We start from the raw sequence: 13,515 nt of genomic DNA on the forward strand, positions 1-13,515 counted from the left end.
GTTCAGTCCTGACTGGTGGCGCCGATCTTGTGAATCGACAGGTCGGCGCCGTAGTACTCCTGCTCCTGACTCAGGCGCAAGCCGTGCAGCAACTTGATGCTGCCATAGACGGCAAAGCCACCGAGCAACGCCACCAGCACCCCGGCCAGGCTGCCGATCAGCTGGCTGGCCAGGCTCACCCCACCCAAACCACCCAGCGCGCTCTGACCGAAGATTCCACAGGCGATCCCGCCCCATACCCCGCACAAACCATGCAGCGGCCACACGCCCAGTACGTCGTCGATCTTCCAGGTGTTCTGCGCGGCAATAAAACACCAGACAAACAAGGCCCCGGCAATCGCCCCGGTGGCCAGCGCCCCCACCGGGTGCATCAGGTCAGAACCTGCGCACACCGCCACCAGCCCGGCCAGCGGGCCGTTGTGCAGGAAGCCCGGGTCGTTACGCCCGACCAGCAAGGCGGCGACAGTACCGCCGACCATGGCCATCAAGGAATTGACCGCCACCAGGCCACTAACCCCTTGCAGGGTTTGCGCGCTCATGACGTTGAAGCCGAACCAGCCGACAATCAGAATCCACGAACCCAGGGCAAGAAACGGAATATTCGACGGCGCAAAGGCCACCAGCTTGCCGTCGCGATAGCGGCCGTTGCGCGGCCCCAGCAACAATACCGCCGCCAGCGCCAGCCAGCCGCCCATGGCATGCACCACCACGGAGCCGGCAAAGTCATGAAAGCCTGCGCCAAAGCGTGCCGTCAGCCAGGCTTGCAGGCCAAAGTTGCCATTCCAGACGATGCCTTCGAAAAACGGATAGACGAAGGCAACGATCAGCACCGTGGCGCACAATTGCGGGGCAAAGCGCGCCCGCTCGGCAATGCCGCCGGAGATAATCGCCGGGATTGCCGCGGCAAAGGTCAACAGGAAGAAGAACTTCACCAGGCTATAGCCATGCTCCTGGCTCAATACCTGGGCCGGCTGGAGAAAACTCACGCCATAGGAAATCCAGTAGCCGACAAAAAAGTACGCCAGGGTCGAGACGGCAAAGTCGCTGAGAATCTTCGACAAGGCGTTGACCTGGTTCTTGTGCCGCACCGTGCCCACCTCGAGGAAGGCGAAGCCTGCGTGCATGGCCAGGACCATCACCGCCCCCAGCAGGATGAACAGCGTGTTGGAACCGTGGACCAGGGTGTCCACCGCGCTTTGCAAATTTTCCATGGAGTCGGCAGGCCTGCAAAAAAAAGCACCAAGACAGCCCAGAAGTACTCCTTGGTGCACCAGCCTGGATCGTTGTGACGGCCACCTCCCTGGCCGATCCGGGTGATACGGGAGTTTTTCCTTGGGTTTGTCATGGATTGGGTTAAGGTTTACAGGTCCGGCATTGTCCAGCGCCCACAATCGGCGCGGGCACCGGTCCTGGCGCACCAAGGCAAAGCAAAAGCTGTACCAGCCAAATGCACTTGAACCTTCGCCCGCGCCCACGACTCGAAATAGCCACACACACTGTTAGGGAGAGCCCCATGGCCAGCAAATCGGCAAAGACTGCTCAAGACATATTGATGGCTGACTTCCAGGCCCTGGTACGCGATACCGAGAAGCTGCTGGAACACACTGCAACCCTGGCCGGCGATCAGGCCGACGACCTGCGCGAGCAGATCCACGACAGCCTGCTGCGCGCCCGGGAAACCCTGCAACTGACCCAGGACTCGGTCCGCGAGCGCGGCCAGGCGGCCCTGAGCGCCACCGAAGACTACGTGCAGAGCAACCCCTGGCAGTCGATCGGCATTGCCGCCGGCGTAGGGTTTCTGATCGGCCTGTTGGCCACCCGCCGCTGAGGACCGAGCATGGAAAGCGAACCACTGGCCGGTGCCGGCCCCTCCAGCAAGCGCCTGGGCGCGGCAGTACTGGGCCTGTTGCATGGGCATGTCGAATTGTTCGGCATCGAGCTGCAGGAGCAGAAAGCCCGAACCCTGAGCCTGCTGCTGTTCGCCGGGCTGGCCCTGGTGTTTGCCCTGCTGCTGTTGACCGCCCTCTCCGGCCTGGTGCTGGTGATGCTCTGGGACAGCTACCGCCTGGCCGGCATCATCGGCCTGTGCGTGTTTTACGGGCTTGCCGCAGTGTTTTGCGGCCTGCGCCTGAAGGCAGCGGTGTTCGATGAATCGTCGCCGTTCAGCTCGACCCTCGAAGAACTTGCCAAGGACCGGGAGCGCCTGTTGCCATGAGCCTGCCAGAACTGCCGCAAACCACCAACCGCCGCGAATTGCGCAAGGCCCTGGTACGCCTGCGCCTGGAGATGCACCGCCAGGAAATTCGCCACGAATCCGGGCAACTGCTCAACCCCCTGACCCGCTTGCGCGCCATGGGCGATTCGCTGCAAGGCGGCCTGGGCATCAAGCACGCGCCGCTATGGGGCATTGGCGCCGTGGTGTTGCTGGGCTTCCTCACCGGCAAAGGCGCCCGCAGCGGCAGCGTCAGCCGCCTGGTGCGCCTGGGGACCAGCTTGATTCCGCTGTTGAAACTGGCCATGCAAGGGGCTGGTAGCAAGCGTTAAGTGCAGCGCCTGAACTACGACCGCTGCGCGCTCGATCGCGGGTCAAGCCCGCTCCCACAGATCTGCGGCTTAGCAAGAGCGAAGCGAATTGTGCTGTTGATCTTGATCTGCTCTTGATCTACCCGGCCCCGTTAACCAGAAGGGCCGAGTGCAGGTGTTGCGAAGGGGCGAGTGCGCAGCACCTTCGGCGTCAGCCGAAGTTGCGAAACGTAGAGTTGCTTGCAACTCGTAGTTCGCAATGCCCCGTAGCGACGCCGGAGCGAGGGAACCCGAAGCGCAGCGCAGGGCCCACTGGTGGGGCGAGAATTTTTGCTTACTTTTTTTTCGACTGAAAAAAGTAAGCCGCCGTAAAGGCGGAAGGGGCCCGCCAGTACACCCGATCAAATGGGTAAGCCCACAGATCGCAAGAACACACTTGCACCCCCCGACCCAAACCCCGAAGCTACCAACCTGCCCCAAAACCCCGGAGAAATGGCCTTGGATTGGCACACCCTGCTCACCCGCGAACGCCTCGGCAAACCCCTGCACAGCCCCGAAGAACTCGGCCGCAGCCCGTTCCACAAAGACCACGACCGGATCATCTTCTCCGGCGCCTTCCGCCGCCTGGGGCGCAAAACCCAGGTTCATCCGGTGTCCAGCAACGACCACATCCACACCCGCCTGACCCACTCCCTGGAAGTCAGCTGCGTCGGCCGCTCATTGGGCATGCGCGTCGGCGAAACCCTGCGCGCCAGCCTGCCGCAATGGTGCGAACCCAGCGACCTGGGCATGGTCGTGCAGTCCGCCTGCCTGGCCCATGACATCGGCAACCCGCCGTTCGGCCACTCCGGCGAAGACGCCATCCGCCACTGGTTCCAGCAGGCCGCCGGGCGTGGCTGGCTCGACGCCATGAGCGAGGCCGAACGCGCCGACTTCCTCAACTTCGAAGGCAACGCCCAGGGCTTTCGGGTGCTTACCCAGCTCGAATACCACCAGTTCGACGGCGGCACCCGGCTGACCTATGCCACCCTCGGCACCTACCTAAAGTACCCCTGGACCGCCCGCCATGCCGACGCCCTGGGCTACAAGAAGCACAAGTTCGGCTGTTACCAGAGCGAACTGGTGCTGCTTGAACAGATCGCCCGCAAGCTCGGTCTGCCGCAGCTTGAAGAGCAACGCTGGGCGCGTCATCCGCTGGTGTACCTGATGGAGGCCGCCGATGACATCTGCTATGCGCTGATCGACCTCGAGGACGGCCTGGAAATGGACCTGCTCGACTATGCCGAGGTCGAGTCGCTGTTGCTCAGCCTGGTGGGCGACGACCTGCCGGAAACCTATCGCCAGCTGGGCCCCGACGATTCGCGCCGACGCAAGCTGGCGATCCTGCGTGGCAAGGCCATCGAACATCTGACCAACGCCGCCGCACGCGCCTTTGTCGAGCAACAGGACGCCCTGCTGGCCGGCACCCTCGGCGGCGATCTGGTCGAACACATGCACGGCCCGGCCAAACGTTGCGTGCTGCAGGCCAAGGACATTGCGCGCAAGAAAATCTTCCAGGATAAACGCAAGACCCTGCACGAAATTGGTGCCTACACCACCCTGGAGATTTTGCTCAACTCGTTCTGTGGGGCGGCCCTTGAGCAACATGGCGGACGCACGCCGTCGTTCAAGAGCCGACGCATCCTCGACCTGCTCGGCAAGAACGCACCCGACCCTGACGCCTCGCTGCACAGCTCGTTCCTGCGCATGATCGACTTCATCGCCGGGATGACCGACAGCTATGCCAGCGAAATGGCCCGCGAAATGACCGGCCGCTCAAGCCCGACCTGATCGCGACCACAGCGTACTGCCCGGCATTCGGGCAGTACGATTTCGCCGATAAGACGTGAGAAACCACCTACACACTGCAAACAACAATAAACTTACCTTATCCTTCGCAACATCAACTTACTATCAACACTATTGACACTGCCACCATACAGAAACCCCTGTAATCCTACATTTCAAAACCAGTAGGACTTTTCCTATATATCATTTAACTCCCCTTGAGTTCATGTGCGACCTGTTCTATCTGCGCTAAGGTGCCGTTTCTCCCTCTGGCACCTTTATGGAAACTTCACCATGTACTCTGTATTCATCGTCGACGATCACCCGGTCATCCGCCTGGCGGTGCGCATGCTTCTGGAGAATGAGGGCTATCGCGTCGTCGGCGAATCGGACAACGGCGTAGACGCCATGCAAATGGTCCGCGAATGCCTGCCGGACCTGATCATCCTCGACATCAGCATCCCCCGGCTCGATGGCCTGGAAGTGCTCTCACGCTTTCACGCCATGGGCATCCCGCTGAAAATCCTGATATTGACCGCACAATCGCCGGCACTCTTTGCCATTCGCTGCATGCACTCCGGTGCTGCCGGCTATGTGTGCAAACAGGAAGATCTCAGTGAACTGCTCAGTGCGATAAAAGCGGTGCTTTCCGGTTATAACTACTTCCCCAGCCAAGCGATCAATCCGCCACGCAAACACGAAGATTGCGCCTCGGAACTGGACCTTTTCAAACAGGTCAATGACCGCGAGTTAATGGTGCTGCAACTATTTGCCCAAGGCCGAAGCAATAAGGAAATTGCCCAGGGCATGTTTCTCAGCAACAAAACTGTCAGCACCTACAAGAAACGGCTGATGCAAAAGCTCAAGGCCAGCTCGCTGGTCGAACTGATTGAAATGGCCAAACGCAATGCACTGGTGTGAGGCCACTCATGCTTAGGCAGCGCCTGACCCTGTTGTTGTGCGGCGTATTGGCCTGCCTGAGCCATGTCACGCAGGCAGACGAAGTCGCCGCCAGCCCGTTCACCCTGTTCAGCCGGGCCGGGCCGATTGCCATGCAACTGTCGCTGACTCCGGCCCAGCGCCTGTGGATCAAGGGCAAGGGCCAGCTGGTGCTGGGTACTTCAGCGCCGGACTACCCGCCGTTCGACATGACCGCCAGCGGCCGTGACTACGAAGGCCTGACCGCCGATTTCGCCGGGTTGATTGGCTCAGCCCTGGACCTGCCCATCCAGGTAAAGCGCTTCGCCACCCGCCAGGATGCGGTTAAGGCCCTGGCCCAAGGGCAGATCGACCTGCTGGGCAGCACCAACGGCTACGAGGCGGCAACTCCCGGCATTGCCCTGTCCAAGCCCTACGCGGTCGACCAGCCGGTGCTGGTCACCCGCGAGAACGAGGCGCGCCCGCTCGACATGGGCCTGGCCGGCCTGCGCCTGAGCATGGTCTATCACTACCTGCCGATGGACGAGGTACTGGCCAGTTACCCGGACGCCACCATCCAGTCCTACCCCTCCTACCAGAACGCCCTCAACGCCGTGGCCTTCGATCAGGCCGATGTGTTTCTCGGTGACACCATCTCGACCCATTACCTGATCAACCAGGGCCATTTGCAGAACATCAAGATGGCCAATTTCGGCAAGCACGAACCGGTCGGTTTCAGCTTTGCCGTGCAGCGCAGCAACCAGCCTTTGCTGGAACTGATCAACGCCACCCTCGACAGCGTCTCCAGCAGCACCCGCGAAAGCATCTTCAAACGCTGGAGCGCCGGCAGCGACGTGCTGCTCACCGACCGCAAGCTGCAGCTGTCGCAACGCGAAGAGCGCTGGCTCAGCGGCCACCCGGTGGTGCGCGTGGTGGTCAACGAAACCGCCGCGCCGCTGACTTTTTTTGACAGCGCCGGCAATTTTCGCGGCATCGCCGCCGATCTGCTGGAGCTGATCCGCCTGCGCACCGGGTTGCGTTTCGAGGTACAACGGGCCAGCGGCATCAGTGACATGATCGACCGCCTCAACCATGACCAGGCCGATGTCATTGCGGCAATTTCCCCCAGCCCGCGGCGCGCGGGCACCCTGGCGATCAGCCGCCCCTACCTGGAAAACTCCTACGTCCTACTGACACGCAAAGGCAGCGACCAGCCGGACTCGCTGGAGCAGATGAACGGCCGGCGCCTGGCCCTGACCCGCGACAGCCCGCTGTTCGAAGACTTGCGCCAGCGTTTTCCCGGCATCCAGCTGATCGAAACGGAAAGCACCTTCTTCTCAACCTCGCTGCTGGCCAGCGGGCATGTCGATGCGGCCATCACCGCGCTGATCAACGCCAACTTCAGCCTGGCCTCCCAGCGCGACCTGACGATCCGCGCCTCGGTCGGCGCCGAGCCTGCGACCTTCGCCATGGCCACGGCGCGAGGCGCCCAGGAGCTGGCGTCAATCCTCGACAAGGCGTTGCTGAGCATCGCCCCGGAAGAGCTGGGCATCATCAACAGCCGCTGGCGTGGCTACAGTACCGAAACCGACGCCTATTGGCAGAAGTACCAGCGCCTGATCCTCCAGGTTGTACTGGGTACCAGCCTACTGTTGCTGCTGTCGCTGGCCTGGAACGCCTGGATGCGCCGCCAGATCAAGCAGCGCGAGGCCGCCGAGCGCGCCCTCAACGACCAGCTCGAGTTCATGCGCGCACTGCTCAACGGTACCCCCCACCCGATGTACGTTCGCGATCGTGCCGGGTTGCTGCAAAGCTGCAACGACAGTTACCTGGAAGCGGTGCAGGCGCGCCTTGAGGACGTCCTCGGCAAGCGCATCCAGGACAGCACCCTGGGCGACAGCTGCTATGCCAGCCAGATCCAGGCCGATTACCAGAAGGTCATGCGCGAAGGTATTCCGCTGATCGTTGACCGGCCCCTGCTGCTCAGGGAACGGGAACTGACCATCTACCACTGGATCCTGCCTTACCGCGACTCGCTTGGCGAAGTACAGGGCATCATTGGCGGCTGGATCGACATCAGCGAGCGCCGCCAACTGATCCAGGACCTGCGCCTGGCCAAGCAACGCGCCGACGATGCCAATCGCACCAAGAGCGTGTTCCTGGCGACCATCAGCCATGAAATCCGCACGCCGATGAACGCCATCATCGGCATGCTCGAACTGACCCTCAAGCGGGGCGACCAGGGGCATATCGACCGACCGGCCATCGAAGTGGCCTACAACTCGGCGAGAGAACTGCTGGCCTTGATCGGCGACATTCTCGACATGGCCCGTATCGAGTCCGGCCACCTGAGCCTGGCACCAGAGCCCGTTAACCTGGCCGAGCTGGTCGAGTCGGTCGGGCGCGTGTTCGATGGCGTGGCCCGCCAGAAAGACCTGCGCCTGAACCTGGACATCGCCACGCAAGCACGCTGCGAAGTATTGCTCGACCCGCTGCGGTTCAAGCAGATTCTTTCCAACCTGGTCAGCAATGCGATCAAGTTCACCGAACAGGGTCAGGTCACCGTGCACCTGGTTCTGGAGCCCGGCCCGCAAGCGGATCACCCGACCCTGAAGATAACGGTCGAGGACAGCGGCATCGGCATTCGCCCGCAAGACCAGCAGCGCCTGTTCCTGCCCTTCGCCCAGGCCGATCCGGACAGCAACCTGGCCCGCAGCGGCACCGGCCTGGGCCTGGCCATCAGCCGCGACCTGTGCCAGTCGATGGGCGGCAACCTGAGCTTGCACAGCGTGTTCGGCCAGGGCACCCGTGCGTGCATCAGCATGCCCCTGACCCTGCTGGCTGAAACGGCCAAGCCGGACTCCCCCGTAGCGGTGCCCTGTGCGGTGCTGCCAGCGCTGCGGATCCTGGTGATCGATGACCATCCGGCAAACCTGCTGCTGATCGCCCAGCAGTTGAACTTTCTCGGGCTCGAACACGCCAGTGCCGACAATGGTTTCAGCGGCCTCAACGCCTGGCGTCAGGCGCACTTCGATGTGGTAATCGTCGACTGCAACATGCCGCAAATGAACGGCTACCAGTTCACCCAGGCGTTGCGCGACCACGAGCGACAGTACCAATGGTCACCCTGCACCATTCTCGGCTACACCGCCAATGCCCAGCCGGAAGTGCGCGAACGTTGTCGCCAGGTCGGCATGGATGATTGTTTGCTCAAGCCTATCAGCCTCAACGCCTTGGGCCAGCGCCTGGCCCGGGCGCCACTGATGAGCGCCCGGCCGGCGCCGCCTGCGCAGTTGCCGTTCGATCTGCAAGGGCTAGAGCCTGTGGTCGGCAACAGCATCAACGACCTGCGCCAGTTGCTTGAAGAACTGCTGCGCAGCTTCAAGCGCGACGGCGCCCAACTCAAGGCGCTCGACCCTGGCCGCGATGTAGCGCAAATGATGAGCCAGGCGCACAAGATTCTCGGCCCGGCGCGGATCATTCAGGCCAACGGCCTGATCCACGCCTGCGAACAGCTCGAGGCCGATTGCCAGGCCAACCTGGCGCCGGCCATGCTGGAGCGTCGGCAACGGCAGATCCTGCACATCCTCTCGGTGCTTGAGCAGGCATTACAGGGGTATTTGCACGAACACTTGCCGGAGCAGCGCTGTTCCAGCGGCACCACCTGAACAGGCGGCGGGGGAGCAGAAACGAAAACGGCGGCCACTGGGGCCGCCGTTTCAGCAGGATCAGGAAGCCGGGTTGACCGATTTTTCCGGATACCAGGCGTCCAGCAACGGGCTGACTTCAATCTTGGTCAGTTCGCTGCGGCCCTTGAGCCAGGCTTCAACAGCAGCGCGCTGCTCTTCAGTGACCGAACCACGGCTGGCCTTGCAGACCAGACCGAAGTCGTCGCCGCCAACATAGTCCAGACCATTGGCATCCATGGCGTCAGCCAGGAATGCATCGAGGAAGGCGTCAATGGCTTCGTCGGACAGATCTTCCTTGAAATCCAGGTTCAGCTCAAAACCCAGCTCCTGGAATTCATCCACGCAGAGTTTTTTGCGCAGACGGCGGGAACGGTTAGTGGCCATGAAACAATCCTCTTGAGTATTAACGCGCGGCACTTTACCAGTTTCACCGCGCGATTGCCGGAATAAAAGCCGATAAGCTGTTGTTTGATCCTGTATTCACAGGCCCATGGGCGTTCTGCTTGGGGCATAATGCGCGCTATATTTTTCCGTATCGGGGCCTTCACCTTTTTTCGCTCCGTTTTTTTCACCCCTCGCTCGCAGGGTTTTATCGCACATGATCAGATCTCTTCGCCCTCTTCTGCTTGCCGGCCTGCTGATGCCCCTGGCGCTTTCCAGCCACGCCGCCGCGGTCAACACCACGCTTTCGCCAAAAGTGCAGCAGGCGCTGAAAACCAACAAATTGCAGGACTCGGCCCTGTCGCTGGTCATGCTGCCGCTCAACGGCCCGGGCACACCGACCGTGTTCAATGCCGATGTCTCGGTCAACCCGGCCTCGACCATGAAGCTGGTCACCACCTACGCCGCCCTGGAAATGCTCGGCCCCACCCACCAGTGGAAAACCGAGTTCTACAGCGACGGCCCGCTGCGCAACGGCGTGCTGCAGGGCAACCTGTACCTCAAGGGCGGCGGCGACCCGAAGCTGAACATGGAAAAGCTCTGGCTGCTGATGCGCGACCTGCGCGCCAATGGCGTACAGACCATCAGCGGTGACCTGGTGCTCGACCGCAGCCACTTCATCCAGCCACAACTGCCGCAGTTCAACGATGATGGTGGCGACGAAAACAAACCCTTCCTGGTCAAGCCCGACTCGCTGCTGATCAACCTCAAGGCGCTGCGCTTCGTCGCCCGCAACGACGGGGGCAAGGTGCTGGTGTCGGTCGAGCCGCCGATTGCCAACATCCGCATCGACAACCAGGTCAAGGCGGTCAACACCAAGCAGTGCAGCGGCGACGTGCGCTACAACCCGGTGGTGCAAGCCGACGGCGTCAGCGTCGTGGTCAGCGGCCAGCTGGGCGATGGCTGCAACTCGCAGACCTACCTGTCGCTGCTCGATCACCCGACCTACGCCGCCGGCGCCGTGCGCGCCATCTGGAACGAACTGGGGGGTAGCATCCAGGGGCGTGACCGGGTCGACAACGTGCCGAAAAGCGCACGTCTGCTGGCCCGCGCCTACTCCCCGGACCTGGTGGAGATCATCCGCGACATTAACAAATACAGTAACAACACCATGGCCCAGCAGCTGTTCCTGAGCCTGGGCGCGCAGTTCCGTACCGACGCCGACGGCGACGACGCCCGCGCCGCCCAGCGCGTAGTACGCCAGTGGCTGGCGAAAAAGGGCATCACCGCGCCGCACCTGATCATGGAAAACGGCTCGGGCCTGTCCCGCGCCGAACGGGTCAGCACCCGGGAAATGGCCGCCCTGCTGCAAGCGGCCTGGAACAGCCCGTACGCTGCCGAGTTCATCAGCTCGATGCCGCTGGTGGGCATGGACGGCACCATGCGCAAGCGCCTCAAGCGCACCGCCATGACCGGTGAGGCGCACATCAAGACCGGCACCCTGAACACCGTGCGCGCCATCGCCGGCTTCAGCCGCGACAGCAACGGCAACACCTGGGCGGTCGCGGCGATCCTCAACGACCCCAAACCCTGGGGGGCTTCGGCCGTGCTCGACCAGGTCCTGCTCGACCTGTACCGCCAGCCGAAACTGGTCAACAGCACCGCCGCCGTTCAGCCCTGAGCCTGACTCAGGGCAGTTCGCCCTCGACCCGGTCGCGGCCAGCCTGCTTGGCCGCGTAGACCCCCGAGTCGGCGCGTAGCAGCAAGGCATCGGCGCCCTCCCCCGGGCGCCAGCCGGCCACGCCGAAACTCGCCGTGACCATCCCCACCCCGTCCACCGGCACGCTGCGCAGGCCCTGCCAGAGCTCCATGGCCAGGGTATAGGCCTGCTCGGCATTGCTGCCCGGGCACAACACCATGAATTCCTCGCCACCCAGGCGGCAGAACACATCGGTACGGCGCAGGCGGTGATTGATGCGCTGGCACAGGCTGCGCAGCACATGATCGCCCACGGCATGGCCGTACAAGTCGTTGATGCGCTTGAAGTGGTCGATATCGAGCATGATCACCGCCAGGTCCTGGCTGTCGCGCTGGGCCCGCTCAAGCTCGGCCTTGAGCCGCTCCTGAAAGTAGCGGCGGTTGTGAATGCCGGTCAGTGAGTCGGTTACCGACAACGCCCGCAGCTCCTCCTCGACGCGCTTCAGATCGGAGATATCAGTCAGGTAGCCGTGCCACAGAGTCCCCCCCTGCTCGGCCGGCTCCGGCGTGGCTTCGCCGCGGATCCAGCGCATCCCGGCCACCGGCAGCAGCACCCGGTACTCTTCGCGCCAGGGCGTGAGGTGATCAGCGGAATAGCGGATCGAGGCGCGCACCCGTTCCAGGTCATCGGGGTGGATACGCTCGAACACGGCCGTGGCGTCCTCGCGCAGGCGCTGCGGCTCGATCTCGTAGATATCGCGCAAGCCCTCGCTGGCATAGCTGAAGCACGAGCTGCCGTCGGGGTCGAGGCGAAACTGGTAAATGCCGCCGGGCACCTCGGCGCTGAGCTTTTCCAGCAGCCGGTCACGGGCCGCCAGGGCCTCGTGCACGCGCTTGCGCTCGGTAACGTCGATGCAGATGGCCAGGTGGCCGACCCACAGGCCGTGCTCATCGAGCACCGCGCTGACCATCATGTTAGCCAGCAGGTGGCTGCCATCCTTGCGCAACAGGGTCCACTCACCAGGCTCGCTCTCACCCTCCTGGACGGTCTCGGCGAACATCGCCTGGGCCGGGCTGACCTCGCGCCCATAACGCTGGCTCAAGGCGCGGGCCCGGGCCTGCAGCTCCTCTGGCGAGACCAGCTCTTCCAGGGTCAGGCGGCCGATGACTTCAGCGCTGTGGTAGCCGAGCATGCGTTCGGCGCCGGCGTTAAAGGTACTGATCACCCCGCGCAGGCTGGTGGCAATGATCGCCACCTGGGTGGCGGCATCGAGCACGCTGCGCAGCTGGTTGTGGGTATCGCGCAGCGACTGTTCGCTGACGCGCAACTCGGCGGTGCGCTGCTCGACCAGGGTCAGGGCACGCTGGCGCTGGCCGAACAGGCTGAACAGCAAGGCGCTGAGCAACAGGCTGAGCAGGCCGCCAAGCAGCACCACGGCAACGACCGCCGAGGAGCGATTGGCGTCCATGAAGGCAAGGCTGGGCTGGATATCCAGTTGATAGTCGTGATCGGCCAGGCGCAACAGGTGGCTGGCGGTCAGATCGGTGTCGGCCCCCTGGTTGCCGGATTGGAACAACACCTCATGCTGGCCCTGCCCGGACAGGTCAAGAATGCGCACCACCAGGTTGTCCTCGCTCGGGTTGGGCAGCCCCTCGGCCATCAGCTGCTGCAGGCTGATCACCGCCAGTACGTAGCCATCTGGTGGGGCGGCGGCGCTGCCCGGGGCAAAAACGGGCGCCACCATCAATACCCCGCGGGCGAAGGCCGGGTCGACATGGGTCAGGTTCAAGGGTGCCGACACCGCCATGCTGCCGGGCTGGCGGGCACGGTCGAGGGCCGCCTGGCGCAGCGGCTGGGAGAGCATGTCCAGGCCCAGGGGCTGGACCTGGTGGCTGGAGGCCTGGGTGTACAACAGTGGGTAATAGAGCGCACGCTCAGCCGCTACCTGCAGGCTGCCGGCGTCATTCAGTTCGTGGATGGCAAAGGGCTTGCCGAGGAGTTGCGCGGCGCTGCGCTCAAACGCTTGACGCTCATCGCCCGCCACCCGCGGCGCCCAGGCGTAGGCCTGGGTCCGGTACAACAGGGGCTTGGCGTAGCCGTTGAACTCGGCGAGAGTGACGCTTTCGGAGAACACGAAGAAGCGGCGCAGGCCATCGAGACGCTGCACCTGGTCCTCGAAACGCTCTTCGATACGGCTGTAACGCTCACTGGCGAGCAGTTCGAAGCGTTGACGCAACTGCTGGCGGTACAGGTCATGGGTGGCCAGCGCCAGCAGCGCAGTCAACAGGCCGCCGGCGACAAATGCCACGCCGGCCACCAGCCAGGCGGACACTTCCTCGCTGACAAAGCCGAGCATCTTCGGACGAGCGGCGTGCATCGACATAGAAAGCACTCAAAACGCCAGCGTCCAGCGGATCGCGGGCTCTGATTGAGTTATAGCCATTAGCCATTAACGTAGCAATCATCACCCGCGACAAT

At 63.0% G+C, this 13,515-nt stretch carries 10 protein-coding genes; 7 read left to right on the forward strand and 3 right to left on the reverse strand.

The genetic code is table 11. The features are described from left to right. Positions 1-2 precede the first annotated feature (2 nt). Positions 3-1,211 (reverse strand): ammonium transporter, encoded by a 1,209-nt coding sequence (locus UB48_RS06200; RefSeq protein WP_045194978.1) that lies wholly within the window; start codon positions 1,209-1,211, stop codon positions 3-5. A 302-nt stretch (positions 1,212-1,513) separates the two neighbouring features. Between UB48_RS06200 and UB48_RS06205 the strand changes: the two genes are divergently transcribed. From UB48_RS06205 to UB48_RS06230, 6 genes are all read left to right on the forward strand, one after another. Beyond that, on the forward strand, positions 1,514-1,828 hold the full coding sequence (locus UB48_RS06205; RefSeq protein ID WP_045194981.1) for a YqjD family protein: 315 nt from the start codon (positions 1,514-1,516) through the stop codon (positions 1,826-1,828). A 9-nt stretch (positions 1,829-1,837) separates the two neighbouring features. Next, the gene (locus UB48_RS06210) at positions 1,838-2,215 is read left to right on the forward strand and encodes a phage holin family protein (protein WP_045194982.1); all 378 of its coding nucleotides are present in this window, start codon (positions 1,838-1,840) and stop codon (positions 2,213-2,215) included. After that, positions 2,212-2,544, forward strand: coding sequence for a hypothetical protein (locus tag UB48_RS06215; RefSeq protein WP_045194984.1), 333 nt, complete (start codon positions 2,212-2,214; stop codon positions 2,542-2,544). The genes UB48_RS06210 and UB48_RS06215 overlap by 4 nt, the downstream gene beginning before the upstream one ends. A 477-nt stretch (positions 2,545-3,021) precedes the next feature. After that, positions 3,022-4,353 carry a deoxyguanosinetriphosphate triphosphohydrolase gene (locus UB48_RS06220; protein ID WP_045195736.1) on the forward strand — a complete coding sequence of 444 codons (1,332 nt, stop codon included), beginning with the start codon at positions 3,022-3,024 and terminating at the stop codon, positions 4,351-4,353. Positions 4,354-4,644: 291 nt separating this feature from the next. Continuing rightward, on the forward strand, positions 4,645-5,271 hold the full coding sequence (locus UB48_RS06225) for a response regulator transcription factor (RefSeq protein ID WP_045194987.1): 627 nt from the start codon (positions 4,645-4,647) through the stop codon (positions 5,269-5,271). Between the two features lie 8 nt (positions 5,272-5,279). Next, on the forward strand, positions 5,280-8,936 hold the full coding sequence (locus tag UB48_RS06230) for a transporter substrate-binding domain-containing protein (protein WP_045194989.1): 3,657 nt from the start codon (positions 5,280-5,282) through the stop codon (positions 8,934-8,936). A gap of 60 nt (positions 8,937-8,996) precedes the next feature. Here the strand turns inward: UB48_RS06230 and UB48_RS06235 are convergent, their stop codons facing one another. Next, positions 8,997-9,341 (reverse strand): YggL family protein, encoded by a 345-nt coding sequence (locus tag UB48_RS06235; RefSeq protein WP_045194992.1) that lies wholly within the window; start codon positions 9,339-9,341, stop codon positions 8,997-8,999. Between the two features lie 214 nt (positions 9,342-9,555). On the opposite strand from UB48_RS06235, the gene dacB reads away from it, so the two are divergent. Continuing rightward, positions 9,556-11,019: a D-alanyl-D-alanine carboxypeptidase/D-alanyl-D-alanine-endopeptidase gene (dacB, locus tag UB48_RS06240; protein WP_045194994.1), complete on the forward strand. Its 1,464-nt coding sequence runs from the start codon at positions 9,556-9,558 to the stop codon at positions 11,017-11,019. Positions 11,020-11,026: 7 nt separating this feature from the next. On the opposite strand, the gene UB48_RS06245 is transcribed toward dacB, so the two are convergent. Continuing rightward, on the reverse strand, positions 11,027-13,420 hold the full coding sequence (locus tag UB48_RS06245; protein WP_045194996.1) for a diguanylate cyclase: 2,394 nt from the start codon (positions 13,418-13,420) through the stop codon (positions 11,027-11,029). Positions 13,421-13,515 lie beyond the last annotated feature (95 nt).

Origin of the sequence: Pseudomonas sp. 2(2015), from assembly GCF_000955865.1 — a bacterium.
Lineage (GTDB): Bacteria > Pseudomonadota > Gammaproteobacteria > Pseudomonadales > Pseudomonadaceae > Aquipseudomonas.